The sequence below is a fragment of the bacterium genome (assembly GCA_013360195.1).
Lineage (GTDB): Bacteria > Electryoneota > RPQS01 > RPQS01 > RPQS01 > JABWCQ01.
Genome location: JABWCQ010000012.1, coordinates 31514 through 52025, shown reverse-complemented (window position 1 = coordinate 52025; position 20512 = coordinate 31514). Strand labels below are relative to the sequence as shown.

Below are 20512 nucleotides of genomic sequence, written 5' to 3'. Positions count from 1 at the left end.
CCTTGCGTTTAAGAGCCCAACTCCTCCGAAATGCCGCTCATGTGACTTTGTAACATAGCGAAAGGTCCTTCACGTGTTAATATGACAGTTACTGTAATATTCTAAGCTCTTGCTCTTCGCAAGTTGCGCGTATCTTTATGTTCAGGTGACAGGAGTCGTTGTTAAGTTATGCTTTTTGTCTAATTTGACTGAGTTTGCGGACTCATTTTTGCATTCGTATATTATCGTATGCTTAGCATCGTTTGAAATAGCGCATGGTCGGCAATGGTTGAATCTGTTTTCCTGCCGTACCGGAATTGGAGGCCGAATGTCTGAAGTCTTGTCCCCTAAAGTCGAAATAGTTCCCCACCTCTGCAAGTCCTGTCTTCGTTGTGTCGAGGTATGCAAGCCGGCCGTGCTCGAGGTAAACCTCCAGCGCGCCTTCAATGAACTTGGGTATCAATGGGTGGAGTACAAAGGTGAAGGTTGCACTGGCTGCGGGTCTTGCTTTTACGCATGCCCGGAGCCGGGTGCCGTTATAGTTTACAAGAAAGGTACGGCGGATTGATACCGCAAAGGTGACATATGGAACTAATTAAGGCCAATGAAGCTGTGGTGAAGGCCGCTGTCCTCGCAGGTTGTACTCAGTATTACGGATACCCCATTACGCCCGCGTCGGAAGTTGCGATGGCGGCAGCGAAGTATCTCCCGAAAGTCGGCGGGACATTCTTGCAAGCGGAATCAGAAGTCGCCGCAATAAACATGGTTTATGGCGCCGCAGGTGCCGGTGCGCGAGTCATGACAGCGTCGTCGGGGCCGGGTATCTCTCTCAAGCAGGAAGGTATCTCATACATCGCAGCGGCAGAATTACCTTGCGTCATTGTGGATGTTATGCGGGCTGGTCCAGGACTTGGTAACATTTGGCCGGAACAAGGCGACTGGAATCAGGTTGTTCATGGCGGTGGCCACGGTAACTATAAATGCCTGGTATTCACGCCGAATTGCGCGCAAGAAATGGCTGATTTGACGACATTGGCATTCGACCTTGCAGACAAGTACCGCATGCCCGCCTACATTCTTACTGACGCCTACATCGGTCAAATGATGGAGCCAGTGGAATTTGCCAAGGTCAGAAAACAAGTTGACCGCCGCGAGTACGCGTTGTATGCTGACCATGAGTCAAAAGATCATCTTGTCTCATCGATTTTCATGAGCACAGAAGGACTCGAGGAACACAATCGACACTTGCAGCGTAAGTATGCAGAAATAGAGGAAAAGGAAGTTCGCTATCAGGAAATTCTGGTAGAAGATGCCGAACTTGTGCTGATTGGATATGGATTTATCTCGCGGCTGCTTCAGTCAGTCGTGGATAATCTCCGTCGGGAAGGACACAAAGTCGGTCTGCTGCGTCCGATTACTGCCTTTCCATTCTGTTCAAAGCGATTGAAAGAGCTGGCCGATAAAGGAAAGGCATTTTTGGACGTTGAACTGTCGAACGGTCAAATGCTGCGCGATGTTCAATTGGCCATTGGCAACGATAAACCGTTGTACTTCTATAATCGAATGGGCGGAATGGTTCCTTCGGTGGAAGAATTGACGAACGTGACCCGTAGCTATTTGAAGTAGGAGAGTACAATGTCGCAACAAATTCTCGAAAAACCCGCAACGTTCTACGAACACTTCGATCGCAAGGGTGGTCCGAAAGACACGACACACTATTGTCCCGGCTGCGGACATGGAAACGTGCATAAACTCATTGCAGAGACGATTGACGACATGGGGCTGGGTGATCGTGCAGTTTTCGTTTCGCCGGTCGGCTGCTCAGTGTTTGCCTACTACTATTTTGATATTGGAAACATCCAGGCGGCTCACGGACGAGCTCCAGCGGTGGGAACCGGTGTAAAAAGAACGCGTCCGAACTCTATAGTGATCTCCTATCAAGGCGATGGTGATCTCGCGTCTATCGGAACCGCAGAAATTATTCATGCGGCGAATCGCGGCGAACATATGACCGTGTTTTTCGTCAATAACGCAATCTATGGCATGACGGGTGGTCAAATGGCCGCAACAAGCTTGATGGGGCAAAAGACGGTTACAACTCCATACGGCAGGTCGGCTGAAAACGAAGGCTTCCCGATTCACATGGCCGAACTGATTGCCACGCTGGAGGCGCCGGTATTTGTGGCGCGTTGTCATCTTGCAGATATCAAAGGCATTATGAACACTCGAAAGTGCGTTCGTAAAGCGGTTCAGGCACAAGTGGACGGCAAAGGGTTCAGTTTTGTCGAAATCCTGTCACCTTGCCCGACGGGTTGGAAGATGGATACGCACGCCGCGTGTGAGTTCATCGCCAAGGAAATGCTCCCCGTCTTTCCCGAAAAAGTAATCAAGGATGAGACTGCCACCCGGGTGGGGTGGACCCACGAAATAAAGAACTACACAGACGACCAAGTCGTTGAGTCGCTCGAACTTGGACAACTCGGTGAGCCGTTTCCAAAGAATCAGAAGTTCATTGAGAACTTCCAGACAATTGGATTCAAATTCGCCGGCTTTGGTGGTCAGGGCGTTTTGACTGCAGGCGCTGTTCTGGCCGCACATGCAATGCAGGAGCATCTGCAAGTCTCGTGGATTCCTTCTTACGGTCCGGAAATGCGCGGCGGTACAGCGAATTGCTCCGTTGTGATATCAAAAGATCCAGTTGGTTCACCACTTGTTGTGGAACCAGACGTGCTTGCCGTAATGAATGACCCGTCATTCGACACATTTGAGCCCACCGTGAAGACTGGCGGCTTGATGATTGTTAACAGCACGATAATCTCCCGTAAAGCCAGGCGGAATGACTTGGATGTACTGTACATTCCTCTGACTCAAATCGCGGATGATCTCGGATTAAAGGCCGCGGCGAATATGGTTTTGTTGGGTGCCTATATCGAGTACAGCAAATTAATGCCGCTTGAGCATCTGAAGCAAATCGTTCCCAAAGGTATTAAGCGTAAGGCACTTGGTGAACAGAACATCATGGCAGTTGAAGCCGGAGCCAAGTGGGTGCGCGAACACGCCAACTCCCGAAAACCTGTACCGAGCTTAACTGCTTAAACCCCCGATCAGGGACACAACAAAATCGGGCCACCCCAACAGGGTGGCCCATTTTTTGGCTGTTCTGCTATGATTTAGTTGCCCGGTCCGACACGCCCTCTGCCCCAAATTCTCATGGTGCCGTTCAACGGAGCAGAGTAAGGAACTTCGACTTGCACTGCGAATGGGTAGTCAGGTACTCCGCCGTCCACATACGGATGCTGCCCGCCATAGATACCGATGTCTGCGCGCGAACCATCCAGGTCAAATGGCGACATAGGGTTCCCGGCATCCTGAACCACTGATCCACCTGCAACATGATAGTCCGATGCCCGCGCGTCAGCCAATACAAGATTGACAAAGGCGGCGGGTGTTGCCGCAACATGCGTTGCTCCCGGAGGTGCTTGATTCGAGTATGCGCAATAGCTGTAGCTGATGCCGGAAGTATAGAGATTGGAGTATCCGCTCTCGGACATTATTGCGCAGTTTTCGGCCACTCCGGCAATAGCGCCGGAGACGGGATAGAGGTTAGAATTCTCTGTCGTGAAAACGCAGTGGCTTACCAGACAACTTGCACCGGTCGTTGCGCTGAAGGCGTGAATGCCACGTTCAATGTTAGCGAATACGCAGGATTGCAAGGTGAGATTGCTTCCCGATCTGTATAACACTCCATTCCCACCACTTGCATCCGCAACGTCTGAACCCCAAAAGGTGCACTGTACGAATTCCGCCTGCGAATTGACCCCCGCCCAGCACGTAGTGACACCGGAAGCACTGGAACTGTAATTCTCGACAAAACATCGCCACACGAACACTTTGGTTGCGCCGCTTCGGATTCGCAGGACAGCGCCTAACGAGTCACTACTTCCATTAGCAGGATTTGAACGAATCCACAAACTTCGAAGCTCTGTGCTGTCAGCGTTGTCCAGAACTTCAACTGTGCCGTTGATAAGCACACCTTCACCGATCCCGACACCTGTTCCCGCACCGATAAGAACGAGTTTCTTATCGACCACGAATCCGCTGTATCCCCCGCCCAAGACAAGGATCGTATCACTTGGTGAAGCTGCTCCTATTGCTGCGGAAATCTGGGAATACTGCTGGGTGCCGTTGCTCGCTACTTTAAGTATCTCTGCTTGAGCTGCATACATGCCCAACAGAAGAGCCAAAATGAACATAATGGTTTTCATAAGAAGTATCCTATCTGGAAATATAGATTTATCGTGTTAAGTAACCCGATTCTTCACACGGCTCAGGTTCGATCTGCAGGGCGACAACCTTGAAGAGCCTTTTGAAAGCCGCGGGTTCAATGAGAAGTGAAGTATCCGGAGGTGACACAGAAGTGTACCCTGTAAACGGTCCGGTTTCGAGGGAATCGTAATGTACTCGATACAGAATCGCTTCGGGATAAGCATTCCAGCTCAGCAACGCATACGGAGTAATGCCCTCGTACATTGTTGTTGTCGCAACAAGATGCGCTTCAATAACATGAACAGTGTCGAGCAAGGGAATATGCCATCGCTCTCCCGCGTCTTTTACTCGCACCCCCACGACGTGTTGCCCAAGAGAAAGGTTGGACTCTACGTAGCGTCGCATCCCTTCTTCTGTTTCGTCAAAGACTCCGTCCTCCGCAATCAATGCGCATCCGTTGCCTTCTCCGGGGTCCATATCAATGAAGAATTCACCGCCGGTAATTCGATTTACGCCATCTGTGACACTTAATCCGACTCTGATCACGCGATCTACCGGAAACGACCAAACACCGCCCCCACGAAAGCGTAAGTACAAGTTGTGAATACCCGACCCGGCGGCGCCCACGTTCACGGTAGAATCGAAGGCAATGACATCCGCACCGCTCACAACATCTACAGGCGTGCCAGAGCCTTCGCCAGGATCGGTATCGAAGTAAGCTTCTGCACCGTCAATCAGCGCGCTGCCAAGACGGATCGGCCGCGCTACATTTGCAGACCATGTACCTCCGCTGTAAGTTCTTAGATTCAGGGTATGAAAGCCGCGGGCCAGGTCAGGTACTTCAAATGCAGTTTCATCAATAAGGCCGTTTTGATCTACATCAACTTCGACAGCGTTTCCTGCACCGGGATCTGTATCAAAATAGACTTCTGCGGCTTGAGTAATGGTTGCGACACCAATACGCAGATGCCATTTGGTAGCCTCACCCCAAATCCCGTCTTCCCGTTGAACTCGCACATTGAGGACATGCACGCCCGGACTTAAGCCTGAGGTGGAGATATCGCCGTCCAACTGCACGACGTCATCCGGTACTAATGCAATCGGGATTCCGCTGCCCGGCCCAGGGTCGGAGTCAAAAAAGTACTCAGCCGCGATTATCTGGTGGAGTTGCGATAGGGAGACTTGTGGTAACAGAGCGAGAAAGAAAATGAATACTGTTCTTATCATGAGCACCTCGTTTCCGAATTAATTATCCAGAACTTTCATTGCACGGCACATTTCAAAATATAGAGTATCGCGAATGGTGATACAATCAGCACAGGAATCGACAAGTAACAATATCACGCTGCTCAATAGCGCTTATAGAACAGATTTGAAACAATCATCAATAATTCTTCATGCCTGCCCTGTTGAGATGTCCTCTCGCCTCGGCTCAATTTCCAATAGGGGTCGACACCATTACTCATTCTCCTGTATTTCACGATGCTTCACTTTGCCTCTCAATTTCTTCGGACAATTTCGTAAATATATAAAGAACAGATTATTATAAAATGACCGACTGGTCAGTTCACTATTGACTAACGAGTCAGTATGTCTTATATTGTTGCCAATTGACCGACCAGTCAGTTTAGAGGACAACATGACAACACATGAAAACAAAGACCTTCGCCAGATCCAGATATTGGACGCAGCCGCTGAGCTGTTTGCCCGCAATGGGTTTGACCGGACTTCGGTAGACGAAATCGCCAAGCAAGCGGGATTGTCAAAAGGTGCAATATATTGGTATTTCCCTTCCAAGGAGAAGATACTGATTGCTCTGGCTGAAAAATACGAGACTGCCATTCAAATGGCAGTCATGGCCATGGCGAGCGAGGAACAGTTCGGTGCCAAGGCATTATATCTCTCGCATCGCTATTTTTTTGAAATGAAAGCTAACGATCCGCTTCCGGACTTGCTGTTTCAGCAATTCATCAGTATGGCCCAAAAATACCCGGAAATTGGTGCGGCACTCGAACGCAATAACAGAAATTGGGTAAGAGTGATTTCTGGATTGCTTGAACAAGCGGTTGCCAGAGGAGATTTCAAGCCGTTCGATACCGAGTTGTTGGCCGAATCTATCAGTGCAATTTATCGCGGTGTTTGCACAGCCAAGTATGACACCCCGGAGCGCGCATACCAAACGATTGAGTACGCAACCAAACTCTTCTATGATGCGCTTCAACCGGACAATAAGAAGGCAGCAGGCGGCGAAGAGGTAGCATGAAATACATAATGTATTTGGCGGGCGTATTACTCTGTGCGTCCATCTTGAATGGCATGACTCTCGATGAGGCGATTGAGTTGGCGAAGGCAAGGTCTTTGGCGCAGAAGGGCCCTCAACTTGAGAAACTGAGAACCAGAGGACAGCTTCATGAAGCCTGGTCAAACGCACTGCCTCAAATTGAAGGATCAGTAGGATATCAGCGCGCTCTGAAAAAGGGGAAAATCTTCTTCCCGAACCCTGAGAACGGTGAAGTCATGCCATTCGAACTTGACCAAAATAACGCGCTTTCCGCCGGTGTTACCTTAAACCAGCCGCTCTTTACGTTTGGCCGAGTTGCCGCAGGACTGCGTGGGGCGCGGGCCGCCAATCGTGCGACAGAACACGCGATTCAGCAGCAGAATCGGCAGACTGAACTGGATGTCATGCAGCGCTTTTGGGGAGTTCTGATGCTTCGCGACGTCGTAAAAGCCCGCGAACTGAGTCTTGCCGTGAGTGACAGCTCGCTGCGACGCGCGGAGCGCATGCGCGAGTTGGGCCTCCTCAGCGACTACGATGTTCTCAGGGTTAGAGTGCAAGCCCAGAATCAACGCCCTGCTTTGGATCGAGCACGAAATGAACTTGCTCTGGCAGAACTTTCATTGAAAGAGTATCTTGGTATCCCCATTGATACAAGTTTGGCATTCGACGGAACACTTGATCAGTTTGAAGTTACCATAGATACGATTGCCGGAACTAAGCGATTGAGTGATCGTGACGACCTAAATGCGCTTCGTGATATGGCAACGGCTCAGCAGAACCTCTATGTAATCTATAAGAACGCCCGCTTCCCGGTGCTTGCAGGGCAAATGAGATACCAATGGCAGTGGCAGAACAATGACTGGGACATTGCGCCGCGCAATAATTACTCCGCGTTGTATGCCGGCGTTGCGCTTTCGATTCCAATCTGGTCGAGCGGTGCGGTGCACGGAAAGGCATTGCAGTCCAAAGCGGACTGGAGGAAAGCTGAGTGGATGCTGGCGCAGGCGGAACGCGGGGCAAGGCTTCAATATGAATCAGCACTGCGCGACCTGGAAACATCGCTCGAAAACGAACGTGCTGCTTTGCTCGCCGTGGAGCTTGCTGAACAAGCTCGAAAAATCGCGCAAACAAAATTCTCACAAGGTCAAATAACCACCCTCGAAATGGATGCCGCGCAACTCGATGAACTGACTGCGCGAGTTGGGCTGGCAGATGCGACATTCCGCCGACTCACCGCGAGTGCGGAACTTCGCATGGCGCTAGGCCAGTCACCGCATGGCAACTGATTCCCGGAGATACCAATGAAAACCACAAGAAAAATCACAATTCTCGCGGCCGTAGTCATCATCGCAGGATTGACTACTAACAAGCTGCTTAAGGACGCGCATGGAGACAACACTGAAAGTGCCTATTCAAGTGTGATTCCGGTCGGGGGATACATCCTGAGCAATAGACCGTTCATTGAGACCATTGAAGAGTCTGGGACATTGAGCGGCAGACACGAAGCGATACTTTCAGCAGAAGCCGGAGGTCAAGTGGAGCAAATCCTGGTCGAGGTTGGTGACTCGGTTCGTCGAGGTGAGCCGCTTCTGCGACTGGATGACGCCATTCTTGAACTCGAAAGTGAGCGGGCTCTCATTGCATTTGAGAAGGCTGGGCTGGACTTCAAACGAATTGAAAAACTCTTTGAAGAGAACAGCATTTCTCAGTCGGATTTCGAAGCTGCGCGGCTTGCCTTGAAATCAGCCGAAGTCCAGTACAAATTCGCAAGGAAGAGCTTTGACGACGCAACAATTAGAGCACCGTTCTCCGGTGTCATAACTTCAAAACTGACAGAAGTTGGCCAGATGATTGATCGCGGGCAACCGGCCTTTCAGATTGTTGACATGGAACAGTTAAAGCTGCAAGTCTCTGTAAGTGAGTGGACCGTGTCAAAATTAAGTTTGGGCTCACCGGCGACCGTCTTTGTGGAGGCGCTTGGCGACACTTTCCCGGCTTTTGTGTCGTCGATCGGATCAAAAGCGGTCCAAGGAGCGAGGACCTTTCCCGTCGAATTGCGTCTCGAGCCGGCACATGGCCTCAAGTCAGGTATGTTCGCGCGTGCGAGCATATTCGCAGGCGTTGACTCCAGCAGCATTATCGTACCCCGTGCCGCCACATTACCGGATGTAGGCAGAACGGTGGTATTCCGCGCCCGCAACGGAAAGGCCGACAAAGTGGTCGTGAAAGTTCGGGGAATGTCCGGTGACGATGTCTCGATAGAAGGATTATCTGAGGGAGATTCCATAATCGTAACCGGAAACCAATTACTCTCGCAAGGTTCTGACATTTCGTTCACGCTGCAATAAGGACGCAAGATGACACTTACTGAACTTTCAATAAAGCGTCCAAGCGCAGTGGCGATGTTCTTTCTCTCCATTGCGGTGTTGGGAGTGATGCTCTATAATCGTTTGCCGGTCGATCTGTTGCCGACAATGAACTGGCCGATGGTGACGATTGTTACAACCTGGCCCGGTGCAGGTCCAAAGGAAGTTGAGACAATGGTCTCCCGTCCGATTGAAGATGCGGTCATTTCGCTGAACAAGCTGAAGCACATCAGATCGGTGAACAGGGAAAACGCTTCCATTGTCCTTCTTGAATTCGACATGGATGCCAATTCCGATGTTGTTCTGCAGGAAACTCAGCGTACCGTGACTGCCGTGCGCTCACAACTGCCTGATGACGCCGAAGAGCCGCAGATTCTGAAGGCGGATCTGGGCTCACTGCCAATACTTCGGATCGCGGTCTCAAGCGCAATGTCACAACCAGATCTCTTTACTTTTGTTGATGAGTACATTCGTCCACGTCTGGAACAGGTGGATGGTGTTGGTCAGGTCGTGATTACCGGTGCCTCAAAACGGGAAATTCAAATTGCCATTGATCTGGGAAAACTTGCCTCTCATGGACTCTCCCTGGCGCAAGTGAATCAAATCTTAGGCGCGGACAATCTTGATCTGCCTGCCGGCAAGGTCTATTCCCCGACGCAGGAATACACCTTGCGTCTGGCCGGAAAGTATGAAACACTATCTGAAATCGAACTTACACGAATTCCGCTTGCGAACGGGTCTGCAATTTACCTGCGCGATATTGCGGCGGTAACGGATACGATCAAAGCGGAGCGGTCGATGACACGTCTCGATCTCGAATCCGCCTTGGGCATTCAAATTGTCAAACAATCGCAAGCCAACAGCGTTCGTACTTCGGACAGAGTGCGGAACGTGCTTGCGAAACTCGAGTCGGAGTATGGATCGCGGGTCGAAATCGAAGTGGCGCAGGACATCACGGTCTTCAACAGGAACTCGATTGCGGAAGTCCAACGCAATATTGCGGAAGCCCTTTTTACTGTCGCACTTGTCCTTCTGGTCTTTCTCCACTCGATGCGCAACTCGCTTATCGTCCTGATTGCCATTCCGCTGTCAATTGTCTCCACCTTCATCACCATGAAACTGATGAACTTCTCCATTAACTTGATGACCATGATGTCACTTGGAATGGTGATCGGAGTGCTGGTGGACGACTCTATCGTGGTTCTGGAGAACATTCACCATTGGCTGAAGAAGGGAGCGGCACCGGTTGAAGCCGCCATCAAAGGTCGGAATGAAATAGGTCTCGCCGCCGTTTCAATTACCCTCGTTGACGTTGTCACTTTCCTGCCTGTCGCGTTTGTGGAAGGATTGGTGGGGAATATATTCAGGGAATTCTCACTTGTCTTTGTAACGGCGCTTGTTATGTCACTGCTTGTTTCATTTACGATAACGCCTTTACTTGCAAGCCGCATGAATACACTTGAAAACGTTAATGGCGAGAAGTGGATGCGCGGATTTGCGCGCCGATTCGAGGCTTGGTTCAGTCGCCTTGAGGAGCGCTATCGCGGCATGCTGGTCTGGGCTATCGGCCATCGCTTCGCTGTGATTGGCATTGCAACTATCATGGTGGTAGCATCCATTGCCTTGATTCCCATGGGCTTTATAGGAAGCGATTTTGTTCCTCCCACCGACAGAGGTGAGTTCGCAATCGCGACGAAGATGCCCCTTGGTACGACATTGGAGGAGAACAGCGCAGTGATGGCGCGAATCGAAAACTACTTGGCTTCGCATCCGGAAGTCCGGGATGTGCTCAGCACAATTGGTTTGCAGGAGACGGAGTGGGGAATCAATGAAAACTCACGTGTGGGGAGCATTCAGGTTAGGTTAATCGGACGGGATGACCGCAAACAGCCAACTGCGGCGACGCAAGCCGAGATAGCTAACTACTGCAAGGACATTCCCGGGTTGGAAATCCGTATCAGCGATATCGGGTTGTTCGGAATGGCCAATGCAGCTCCGATTCAGTACGAAGTGCGCGGACAGAATCTCGACAGCGTGCAAGTCGCTGCGGAATATGCGATGCGTATTCTGCGCAACATTCCCGGTGCGCGTGACGTGGAAACGAGCTACGAACTCGGTGCTCCTGAATTGCAGATTCATGTCGACAGGGATCGCGCTGCCGCGAGCCTGTTGACCCCTGGCCAGATAGCGCAGGCCATTCGTAGTGCAGTGAACGGCGAAATTATCTCCCAGTTCAGCACAGGTGAAATCGATGTGGACATTCGTACGATTCTGACACCTGAATACCGCTCGGATCCAACGAGAATTGCCAGTGTCGAGGTAATGAACACGGCCGGACAAATGGTAAGGCTGGGCGATGTCGCCCATATCGAGCGCACGTCGGGACCCTCTTCCATTACAAGAAAGGACCGTGAACGTCTCGTCACGGTCTCTGCAAACGTAGTCGGTCGTTCGCTGGGAGAGGTGCAGGGCGATTTTGACAAGGAGATGGAAAAGTACACGCCTCCTCAAGGTGTCGGTTTCTTCGCCTTTGGTGACGTTGAAAACATGCGGACCATGATGACAGACATGCTGCAGGCGATCCTCCTCTCAATACTGTTTGTTTATATGGTCCTCGTTGTCCTTTACGAGAGCTACATCTATCCCTTTGTAGTTATGTTCTCTGTGCCTGTGGCGATTGTTGGGGCGCTGGTTGGTTTGGCCGTTACGGGGTACACACTGTCCATGTTTTCGATGATTGGTCTTCTAATCTTGATGGGACTGGTCACGAAGAACGGAATCCTTATTGTGGATTATGCGAATCATTTACGGGAGAAAGGCAAGTCCATGCGGGATGCCCTGCTTGAAGCCGGTCCGCGGCGTTTGCGTCCGATTCTGATGACAACGATGACGATGGTTCTTGGTATGCTTCCTCTTGCGCTTGCGCTTGGCGAAGGTTCCGAAATGAGAGCCGGCATGGGCATTGTCATTATTGGCGGACTACTCTCCTCTCTGTTGCTGTCGCTCGTGCTTGTGCCTGTAATGTATACTCTATTGGACAGGCTCAGCAGGAAAAACTGGGAAACGAAATCTGTCATTGAAAACAAGATCAATCCCTCTCCAGCCTTGAGCTGACGCGCCCTGATCGCGCTCGGTTTGAAATAGAAGCGGGTCTGCACATGCAGACCCGCTCGCGTTCTCGTAATGTATAAATCCTAATCCTCGGACTTCGTCAGACCCACCGCGTTGAGGATTCGATAGACAGTTTTCCTGTCCACGCCGGCGCGCTGCGCGACTCTGCTGATGTTGCCGTCTTCCTCGCTCATTAGCTGTGAAAAATACTCGATTTGAAACTGATCGAGCAATTTCGACTTGGCATTATCATACGTGTCAACGGAGTCGATATTGACCTTTCTTCGTGTGCTTTTGTGAAGTTGAGTTGGTAGATCTTCCTCCCGTATGATTGATTTTGTCGCCAAGGAAACGGCACGCTCGATCACATTCCTCAACTCTCGTACATTCCCCGGCCAAGTGTAGCCTTGCAGTCTTTCCATTACCTGCGGAGTGAATCCGTCAATTTGCCGCCCGTAGATTGTACAAACCTCCTTGAGAAAATGCTGGGATAACGCCGGAATGTCGTCCGGGCGCTTTCGCAGCGGCGGAATATGCAAAGTCACGACGGCGACACGGAAAAACAAATCCTCGCGAAACAACTTTGACTTCACAGCCTCCTCTGGATCCCGGTTGGTCGCTGATACAATCCGCACATCAATTGGCAGCTCACGGTTTCCGCCCACCCGCCTGATAGTACGCTCCTGAATGACTCGCAGTAGTTTCGACTGCATGCTTAAGTCCATTTCAGTGATTTCATCAAAGAAAAAGGTTCCCCCCTGTGCCTCTTCGAGCAGCCCTTTGCGTAGAGTGGACGCACCGGTAAACGCGCCTTTCTCATGCCCGAACAACTCGCTCTCTATCAGGTTTGCAGGAAGAGCGCTGCAGTTCACCGCCAGGAATTGTTTGCCGCTCCTTCGGCTTGCATTGTGAAGCGCTCGCGCAAGAACCTCCTTGCCTGTTCCGGACTCGCCCTGGATAAAGACGCTGGCGTCCGTGTCCGCAACCCGAGCCGCCATGTCCATGAGCTCCTTCATCACCGGATCAACCGCGACTAAGGAGCTTTTCACTTTCTGCTGCGCGAGCTCCAGTTTCAACTTGTGGTTTTCTAGCACGAGCTTTCGCTCTTTAAGTGCACGTGAAACAACGTGCACAAACTGATCCTTCGCAAAAGGTTTGACGATGTAATCCGTCGCGCCGTTCTTCATCGCCTCTACGGCGGTTTCTATAGTCGCATAGGCCGTCATCATGATAACCGGCAAGTCACTATGAGACCATTTCACCTCCCGGAGGACCTCCATGCCATCCTTCTGCGGTATCATGAGATCGGTTATCAGCGCGTCCGGATCGTATTCGGAAAGCACTGTATCAAGCCCCTCCGCATTGGTCATCGTCCGAACATCGTAACCTTCGCGCATGAGGATCATTCTGCAGTTTTCGAGAAGGTCAGGTTCGTCGTCAATGACAAGAATTCGTGGTGTGTTGGACATCGTGGTTAGGCGGCTGGAATTGACGGAAAGTTCAACGTAAAGGTGGTGCCGTATTCGGGCGAACTTGCGACAATAATAGTGCCGCCGTGATCTTCTACAATACGATAAGAGATGGCAAGCCCGAGTCCTGTTCCCACGCCAACGTCCTTGGTCGTGAAAAACGGATCATAGATTTTGGACAGATTCTCAGCCTTGATACCGGAACCTGTGTCATGCACGCGCACCTGCACCCGGTTCTCCACTTGGGACGCGTTTATTGTAATACTTCCGCCGCGCGGAGTCGCGTCCATGGCATTGATAATCAGATTGATGAAAACCTGCTCCAGTTCCGTTGACTCTCCATGCACCTGCGGTAGATTCGGCATCGACTCAAGCTTCAGATTTATTCCCCGCTTTTCGGCCTCTTTTCGCACAAGCAGGACAACACCATTAAGTAGAGTATCAAGGTGAATCGGTGCTTTTGTGCCGGACGACTTGCGGGCAAATGAGAGAAGTTTACTGACTATCTTGGAGATGCGGTCCGTCTGCTTGTGCATCATGGTGAGATGCTCTTGCATGTCGTCAACCGTCCGGCCAGCCCGGTAATCGTCAATGAGCAATTCCAGACGATTCTTGATAATGCCGACAGGATTGTTTATTTCGTGGGCGACACCTGCTGCCAGTTGTCCGGTCGCCGACATCTTCTCCATTTGCACAAGCCCCGCCTGTGCGTCCCGGAGTTCGCTTGTTCGCTGTTCGACGATCTGCTCCAAGTTCTCATTCTGCCGTTGTATCTGGTCTGCCAAAGCGATTCGCTCATGATACTCCGATATGATGGCCTTGTCAGCGCGTACCGCAATGATCCAAACCACGAAGAACAACGCCAGGCCCGTCAGAAGTGTGCTGATGAGAATGACAAAGCGGAGTTGTTCGACTTTTCGGTACGTCTCTTCGACGTTCATTAGTATTTCAAATGCAAACCGCGATTGCCCCCCGTCTGCTGTGCGAAAACCGACGGGTACAAAGGCAATCATGTGATCAGTCTCGCCGCTAGCCGAATCAAGATGCGCCGGTGTCTGTTCGCGGACGAGATAAGAGCTGGTCTTTCCTGCAAGTGCGGACAACAAGAGGGAATTTGTCGGATCCTTGGTTCCTTCGCGCACCGAGTCTGTTGAAAAGACGATCTCGTGATTCTTGTCATAAATGCTGATGCGTTCAATAGCAAATCCACTCACGAATGTCTGAACGATTCCCGTGAGTTCCCGATGCGCCAGTGGATGATCAAAAGGATAAGTTTCAAATGTCATCTGCCATGGTTCAAGGTAGAACTTGTCTATTGAACGGGCCAGATGATTAACCGCTGCTTCTCCGTAGGTCTCGGCCACGGAAATCAAGTTTGCTTTCCCAAGTTGATAGGCGACAACACCCCCTGCTCCTACTATAAGTAAGTCGAGCAAAAGAAAGTTGATGGCAAAATACCTGGTAAGTCGTGGACGTAGACGATTCAGCAATTTTCTTTAAGGCTAACTTGATAAAAAACAGTTCGGAACTGATAACTCCGAGTGTGGACTCGATGCCACATAATTAATATCATTAAAAACAAATGTCAACGATAAACTGTCCATTTCACGCCTCAATTTTGAATTTTGAGTTTATTACAACAACTATAACAATTTTCTTTGGACTCTAAACTCTAACATAAATTATAACAAACTCTTACATAAAATTTTGCACCCGGTGAACGTACTTGGCACACACGTTGCCATAAGCAAAGTGGGGACCGCGAAGGCATCTGTGCTGCAAGGTCATTTTCGCCGACGTGGTCCCCCTCTCCCAAATTCTTCAGCGGTGGCAGCTACAACAGGTTTTCCCGGCGCGCCCCGCGTCCAAATCAAGTAAACTTTCAATATAACAAAAGCAGACAGGTTGATCCGGCCATGAGACTTAAGCACCTTTGCACTGCCCTCTTTGCCGCCGCTTGGCTCGGTTCCACGGCACATGCAGCGACCCACAACGTTTCGATTACGAACTTCTCCTTTGCACCGCAATCCTTGACCATTCAGCCTGGGGACACAGTCCGCTGGTCGAACGACGATTCTGCACCTCATACTGCAACCGCCGTTAACGGAGCATTTGACAGTGGTTTTCTCGCGGTCGGATCAACCTTCAGCTTTGCTTTTCCGGAAGTGGGCAGTTTTGCTTACGTCTGTCTTTTCCATTCGGAAATGACAGCGGTAATCAACGTGGGCACCTCCGGTGGCGGTGATGATACGACTTGGGTGGAGTTGAACAGCCCAACCTCTTTGCCGCTTAAGGACGTTCGCTTCATCGACTCGATGACCGGCTGGATTGCAGGTGATCAAGGAGTTCTGCGGACTTCTGATGGTGGCGATTCCTGGCAGCTTGTTGCCACGCCTGAAGATGTCGAAGCCGTCTTCTTCATCTCGCAAACTGAAGGTTGGATCTGCGGCAACGACGGCTATATAGCCCATTCCACAAATGGCGGACAGACTTGGAGCCCGCAGAACAGCGGAGCAGGGGACAAGCTGCGAGACATTTGGTTTACTGACTCGCAAAACGGCTGGGCAGTCGGGAAGGACGGAATCCTCGTCCACACGTCAGATGGCGGACAGAACTGGAATCCACAGTCCAGCCCGGCTCAGGATGACCTTCGTGGCATCCACATGCTTGATAGCCAAACCGGTTGGGTTGTCGGATCGGACGGACTGATACTGTTTACCGACAACGGTGGAAGCAACTGGGCAATTCAACTTAGCGTTCCCGGTGGAGAAGAAGACGAATTTGAAGCCGTAATGGCTTTGAATGATAATTTGGCTTGGGCTGTCGGTGGGCAAGGGCGCATTTACCACACTTCCAATGGCGGAGCAACCTGGACTCCTCAAAGCAGTGGAACAACTGTAGCCTTGATGGACGTCTTCTTCACCAGCGAAGATCAGGGTTGGGTGTGCGGTGCGGGCGGCTTTCTTGCCCACGGTATGGACAATGGTGACATGTGGCACACACAAACGGCGCCTGTAGCAGCCACCTTCAATTCGGTTTATTTCGTGTCAGACTCCCTTGGCTTTATGGTCACGGAAGACGGTCGGATCCTCCGTCGTCAGATTGGAGAGATCCATAGCGAGGTTCCGCATCATCAACACGGGACTTTGCACTCTTTCGAGTTGCAGGATGCCTACCCCAATCCGTTCAATCCCAGCACAACGATTGAGTTTTCTCTGCGAAATTCAGGCATGACCACGTTGACCGTTTTCGACATTCTTGGTCAGAAGGTGGCCCAACCTGTCAACGGAAATCTGAGCAGCGGCGCGCACCTGGTCGAATTCAACGCGGCGGGTCTGCCGTCCGGCGCATACTTCTACCAGCTTGCAAGCAACGGGCAAATGGAAACGCGCAAGATGCTCCTGCTCAAGTAGCATTCCAACATACATTTGACTACAGGACCTCTCGCCAATGAGAAATGCTATTCTGACGATTCTATGTTCCTTCGCAGCCTCTTTTGCCGGCGAGATGTATACGATTGTCCAGGGCGGTCAAGACAATCACGTCACGTTTACAAGTGAGGCGCCGCTTGAGGAGATAGTGGGGAAGACCAACATCGTCACTGGATTTGTGATGCTGCCCGACGCTTCCCACCCCGGCAGCGCCGAAATTCACGTGGATATGGCCTCCTTTGACACAGGTATGAGTTTGCGCAACAAACACATGCGCGAAAATCACCTTGAGACCGACAAGTTCCCCGAAGCGGTTTTCAAGCTGACAAGGCTGGAAATACCGGGAGAACATTTGCAAGAGGGCAGCAGAACAGCCGTTAACCTATCCGGGACCATGCTTCTTCATGGCGTTTCCCGGGAGATTAGCCCGATAGCCTGGCTGACGGTGAATGGAAGCGACCTGCTCATAGAAGCAAAGTTCACACTTCGTCTTCAGGACTATAATATCACCCGACCGGAATTCTTGATCATGAAACTTGCCGATGAGCAACGAATTGACGTCAAGCTGGTCGCAAGTAAGTAGTTTTTGTTCATGAGAACTCTCCTTGTCATGAACTACGGGCAGCGATTCTACTTTGATTAGCAACTTTGAGGTCTGCCCGGAACTTTACGCCCCCAGGACCCACCTGGGGGCTTTTTTTTCGCCCCAAAATACAGCAAAATCGATATTTGCAAAATGTGACTTTGGCACACTATGTACCGCTTTTGGGAGCAGTACTCGCGTTTTGGAAAGCTTTTTGCTAAATTGCTTAAATTCAGAAAATCTGTGCAGCAGCCTTGAGCATCCACAAACTAAGCCTCATTCTTCTCTATAGTTTAACCGTCGCCGCCACGTTATATTTGGCTGGCTACGGTTTCGAGTATTATGCGTTGGACTTGCAAGACCGTCCACACCACGAATTGCACGAGAAATGGAAGCCCTCCGGTCTAATTGGGCAAGGCGCTGGGATTGTCGGAAGCGCGCTGATGTTGATTCTCCTGCTGTACTCTGCTCGGAAACGGTTGCGCTTCATGCAGCAAGGGTGGGGAGACATCCGTTACTGGCTGAACTACCATATCTGGATGGGGATTACCGGACCAGTTCTGGTGATTTTCCATACGACCTTTAAGTTCGGCGGCATTGTTGCCGTGTCCTTTTGGTCCATGATGGCAGTTGCTTTAAGTGGAGTCCTTGGTCGGTATATATATGTCCAGATTCCGCGCAGCCTGTCAGGAGACGAACTGTCTTCTGCGGAACTACAGGAGCTCGAGGAGCATTATCGGCGACAACTATCCTCGGAGGCGAGCGGCAATGCGGTGGCGCTGAGCATTCTGGATTCGTTCCTCAAATGGAATTCGCAGGTTAGCGGTGGATTGCTGACATGGTTGAAGCGGGACTTGTCGGCGACAATTCGATATCGACGGCTGAAAAGACAGTTGCAAACGGATGCTGGACTTTCATCCGGTGACGCCAAGCGGCTTGTGAGACTCGCCAGGCGCCGCGCATTGCTTGAACGTCGTGTTGCGTTTCTCGGCCATGCGCGAAAGCTCCTCCATCACTGGCATGTGTTCCACAAGCCCTTTGCTATAATCATGCTGGTCATTATGGTCGTTCATGTGGCAGTGGCGATCTTTCTCGGCTACACTTGGATATTCTGACATGAGCCTGGAAACCCTGATTTATGTTGTCACAGGTCTGCTTGTAGTCGGGTTGCCCGTCCTCTACGTCTTGCGGGAACGAAGCAAGAGTGCTGAAGCCGCCAAGACTTTGGAAGTCTCAACTCTGGCGGGACTTGACCAGCCGGTATCGTTGCATCCGGTGATTGACCCCAATTCCTGCATTGGCTCAGGTTCCTGCACCAAGGCCTGCCCTGAAAAGGGGATCCTTCAGCTTATCAATGGGAAAGCCGCTCTGGTGAATCCTGCGCGGTGTATTGGACACGGTCAATGTCAGGCCGCTTGTCCGGTCGATGCGATAACACTCGTTTTTGGGACTGAGAAACGCGGAGTGGACATCCCGCACGTCAAAGGAAACTTTGAAACGAACGTGCCTGGTATCTTCATTGCAGGGGAATTGGGCGGCATGGGACTTATTCGTAACGCGGTCTCACAGGGACGGCAGGCCGTCGAATCCGTGGCACAGCAGGTCAAGGACGATAAATCAGGCGAAGCTCTCGACTTGGTTATTGTAGGTGCCGGACCTGCAGGCATATCGGCCTCGCTCCAGGCGAAGAAGGAGGGACTGAGATTTGTTACTGTGGACCAGGAAGATTTGGGCGGAACAATATACACATACCCGCGCCAGAAACTTGTCATGGTTCAACCGATGGAGTTGCCGTTGCATGGGCCGGTGAAGCTGAAAGAAGTCGAAAAGGAACCATTGCTTGAGCTGCTTACCACGGTAGTTCAGAATCACAATCTCGAAATCAAGGTTGGCGAGAAGGTAAGCGATATCAAGCGTGAAGGTCACATTTATCGCGTCGTGACCTCAAAGGCGGAATATAAGACTCGCAAAGTACTGCTTGCGATTGGTCGGCGGGGAACCCCGCGCAAAATTGGCTGCCCGGGCGAGAAAAGCGAGAAAGTTACATATCGACTCCTTGACCCGCAAAAATATCATCACAAGAAAATCCTCGTCGTCGGAGGTGGAGACAGCGCAGTTGAGGCGGCGCTCTCACTGTCTCAACAGCCCGGCAATACGGTCCATCTTTCCTACCGGGGTGACAAAATCTTCCGAATAAAGGAAGGCAATCGCACGCGGCTCGAATCTGCAGTTGAAGAAGGCAAAGTCACTATGCTCTTGAACTCAAATGTAACGAGAATAGAACCGGACAAAGTTACCATTGACCAGCAGGGAACCGCGATAACACTTGCAAACGATCAGGTTTTCGTTATGATTGGCGGTGAGTTACCGACCGAATTCCTGAAGGGCGTCGGCATCGAATTCGAACGCAAGTTTGGTCAAGTCTGACAAATGGCGAATTTCAAGAACAGCGGTCAAACAAGCAAATCCAGTCGCATCGCCTTTGCAATCGCGCTGATACTGGTTCCGGCAATTTTTCTGTGGATCTACTTCGCCCCCCAGCCCGGTGGTGAACCGTCCTTTGAAACAATGCAAAGGGAGAGTGAACAGTCACCTGCAATGTCTCCGATTGAGCGAATGGAGGAAATGTGGAAAACCGCCCCTGGTCACGGCCCGGTCGCACTCGAACTTGCAAATCTCTACTTCGAGGACGGGCAGTATGAAAAAGCAATTGAATTTTACCGGATCTTCCTGAAAGATGATACGACCGCCGACGGATGGCTGGTGCGCTTGGATATCAGCCGGGCATTCGCCGCCCTCGGCCGCTCGGACGAGGCCATCAGCGAACTGAATGCTTTACTTAAGGATCATCCTGGTCATGCGGGAGCACTTTATAATCTCGGAGCTATTGAGGCAAATCGAGGTGACCATGATTCCGCGCGTCGGCATTGGAACGAACTGATATCCCTGCATCCGCAAGACACTCTCGCACTTTATGCCAAGGCGGCAATCCCCAAACTAAAACCCGGCGGCCATCCTTAAATCAT

The 20512-nt window shown here is 51.1% G+C and carries 16 protein-coding genes; 12 read left to right on the top strand and 4 right to left on the bottom strand.

All coding sequences use genetic code 11. The annotated features are described in order from the left end of the window. Positions 1-307 precede the first annotated feature (307 nt). From HUU59_09715 to HUU59_09705, 3 genes are read left to right on the top strand one after another with little or no spacing between them, the layout of a single operon-like run. On the top strand, positions 308-547 hold the full coding sequence (locus HUU59_09715; GenBank protein NUO19712.1) for a ferredoxin family protein: 240 nt from the start codon (positions 308-310) through the stop codon (positions 545-547). Between the two features lie 17 nt (positions 548-564). Continuing rightward, on the top strand, positions 565-1605 hold the full coding sequence (vorB, locus tag HUU59_09710) for a 3-methyl-2-oxobutanoate dehydrogenase subunit VorB (protein NUO19711.1): 1041 nt from the start codon (positions 565-567) through the stop codon (positions 1603-1605). 9 nt (positions 1606-1614) lie between these two features. Next, on the top strand, positions 1615-3075 hold the full coding sequence (locus tag HUU59_09705) for a 2-oxoacid:acceptor oxidoreductase family protein (GenBank protein ID NUO19710.1): 1461 nt from the start codon (positions 1615-1617) through the stop codon (positions 3073-3075). Positions 3076-3149: 74 nt separating this feature from the next. Here the strand turns inward: HUU59_09705 and HUU59_09700 are convergent, their stop codons facing one another. Then, positions 3150-4244, bottom strand: coding sequence for a right-handed parallel beta-helix repeat-containing protein (locus tag HUU59_09700; GenBank protein ID NUO19709.1), 1095 nt, complete (start codon positions 4242-4244; stop codon positions 3150-3152). A gap of 28 nt (positions 4245-4272) precedes the next feature. Then, the gene (locus tag HUU59_09695; GenBank protein NUO19708.1) at positions 4273-5472 is read right to left on the bottom strand and encodes a hypothetical protein; all 1200 of its coding nucleotides are present in this window, start codon (positions 5470-5472) and stop codon (positions 4273-4275) included. 412 nt (positions 5473-5884) lie between these two features. Here HUU59_09695 and HUU59_09690 point away from each other — a divergent pair, with 412 nt between their 5' ends. Genes HUU59_09690 through HUU59_09675 form a run of 4 tightly spaced genes read left to right on the top strand, consistent with a single transcriptional unit; the run spans position 5885 to position 12006 of the window. Further along, positions 5885-6508, top strand: a complete 624-nt coding sequence (locus HUU59_09690) for a TetR/AcrR family transcriptional regulator (GenBank protein NUO19707.1) — start codon at positions 5885-5887, stop codon at positions 6506-6508. Then, complete coding sequence (locus HUU59_09685) at positions 6505-7812, top strand: TolC family protein (protein ID NUO19706.1); 1308 nt, start codon at positions 6505-6507, stop codon at positions 7810-7812. Before HUU59_09690 ends, HUU59_09685 begins: the two co-directional genes overlap by 4 nt. Before the next feature lie 15 nt (positions 7813-7827). After that, a complete protein-coding gene (locus tag HUU59_09680; GenBank protein NUO19705.1) occupies positions 7828-8874 on the top strand; it encodes an efflux RND transporter periplasmic adaptor subunit in 1047 nt (348 codons plus the stop codon). Between the two features lie 9 nt (positions 8875-8883). Beyond that, positions 8884-12006, top strand: coding sequence for an efflux RND transporter permease subunit (locus HUU59_09675; protein NUO19704.1), 3123 nt, complete (start codon positions 8884-8886; stop codon positions 12004-12006). 80 nt (positions 12007-12086) lie between these two features. On the opposite strand, the gene HUU59_09670 is transcribed toward HUU59_09675, so the two are convergent. Together HUU59_09670 and HUU59_09665 are read right to left on the bottom strand one after the other, a co-directional pair. Further along, positions 12087-13472 (bottom strand): sigma-54-dependent Fis family transcriptional regulator, encoded by a 1386-nt coding sequence (locus HUU59_09670; protein ID NUO19703.1) that lies wholly within the window; start codon positions 13470-13472, stop codon positions 12087-12089. A 5-nt stretch (positions 13473-13477) separates the two neighbouring features. Further along, entirely contained in the window at positions 13478-14962 is a 1485-nt protein-coding gene (locus tag HUU59_09665; protein NUO19702.1) for a hypothetical protein, read from the bottom strand. A 426-nt stretch (positions 14963-15388) separates the two neighbouring features. On the opposite strand from HUU59_09665, the gene HUU59_09660 reads away from it, so the two are divergent. The 5 genes from HUU59_09660 to HUU59_09640 all read left to right on the top strand — a co-directional run bounded on the left by HUU59_09660 (position 15389) and on the right by HUU59_09640 (position 20507). Further along, a complete protein-coding gene (locus HUU59_09660) occupies positions 15389-16885 on the top strand; it encodes a T9SS type A sorting domain-containing protein (GenBank protein NUO19701.1) in 1497 nt (498 codons plus the stop codon). 37 nt (positions 16886-16922) lie between these two features. Beyond that, positions 16923-17486, top strand: coding sequence for a YceI family protein (locus HUU59_09655; GenBank protein ID NUO19700.1), 564 nt, complete (start codon positions 16923-16925; stop codon positions 17484-17486). Positions 17487-17740: 254 nt separating this feature from the next. Then, the gene (locus HUU59_09650) at positions 17741-18601 is read left to right on the top strand and encodes a hypothetical protein (protein ID NUO19699.1); all 861 of its coding nucleotides are present in this window, start codon (positions 17741-17743) and stop codon (positions 18599-18601) included. A gap of 1 nt (position 18602) precedes the next feature. Next, positions 18603-19913, top strand: a complete 1311-nt coding sequence (locus tag HUU59_09645) for an NAD(P)-binding domain-containing protein (GenBank protein ID NUO19698.1) — start codon at positions 18603-18605, stop codon at positions 19911-19913. Between the two features lie 3 nt (positions 19914-19916). Beyond that, positions 19917-20507: a tetratricopeptide repeat protein gene (locus HUU59_09640; protein ID NUO19697.1), complete on the top strand. Its 591-nt coding sequence runs from the start codon at positions 19917-19919 to the stop codon at positions 20505-20507. The last annotated feature ends 5 nt before the right edge of the window (positions 20508-20512 follow it).

Excerpts from the sequence above, each read along its gene's own strand:
- HUU59_09675 (NUO19704.1), top strand. The coding sequence starts at position 8,884 with ATGACACTTACTGAACTTTCAATAAAGCGTCCAAGCGCAGTGGCGATG.
- vorB (NUO19711.1), top strand. The coding sequence starts at position 565 with ATGGAACTAATTAAGGCCAATGAAGCTGTGGTGAAGGCCGCTGTCCTC.
- HUU59_09680 (NUO19705.1), top strand. The coding sequence starts at position 7,828 with ATGAAAACCACAAGAAAAATCACAATTCTCGCGGCCGTAGTCATCATC.
- HUU59_09705 (NUO19710.1), top strand. The coding sequence starts at position 1,615 with ATGTCGCAACAAATTCTCGAAAAACCCGCAACGTTCTACGAACACTTC.
- HUU59_09660 (NUO19701.1), top strand. The coding sequence starts at position 15,389 with ATGAGACTTAAGCACCTTTGCACTGCCCTCTTTGCCGCCGCTTGGCTC.
- HUU59_09670 (NUO19703.1), bottom strand. The coding sequence starts at position 13,472 with ATGTCCAACACACCACGAATTCTTGTCATTGACGACGAACCTGACCTT.
- HUU59_09685 (NUO19706.1), top strand. The coding sequence starts at position 6,505 with ATGAAATACATAATGTATTTGGCGGGCGTATTACTCTGTGCGTCCATC.
- HUU59_09700 (NUO19709.1), bottom strand. The coding sequence starts at position 4,244 with ATGAAAACCATTATGTTCATTTTGGCTCTTCTGTTGGGCATGTATGCA.
- HUU59_09695 (NUO19708.1), bottom strand. The coding sequence starts at position 5,472 with ATGATAAGAACAGTATTCATTTTCTTTCTCGCTCTGTTACCACAAGTC.
- HUU59_09645 (NUO19698.1), top strand. The coding sequence starts at position 18,603 with ATGAGCCTGGAAACCCTGATTTATGTTGTCACAGGTCTGCTTGTAGTC.
- HUU59_09655 (NUO19700.1), top strand. The coding sequence starts at position 16,923 with ATGAGAAATGCTATTCTGACGATTCTATGTTCCTTCGCAGCCTCTTTT.
- HUU59_09690 (NUO19707.1), top strand. The coding sequence starts at position 5,885 with ATGACAACACATGAAAACAAAGACCTTCGCCAGATCCAGATATTGGAC.
- HUU59_09640 (NUO19697.1), top strand. The coding sequence starts at position 19,917 with ATGGCGAATTTCAAGAACAGCGGTCAAACAAGCAAATCCAGTCGCATC.
- HUU59_09715 (NUO19712.1), top strand. The coding sequence starts at position 308 with ATGTCTGAAGTCTTGTCCCCTAAAGTCGAAATAGTTCCCCACCTCTGC.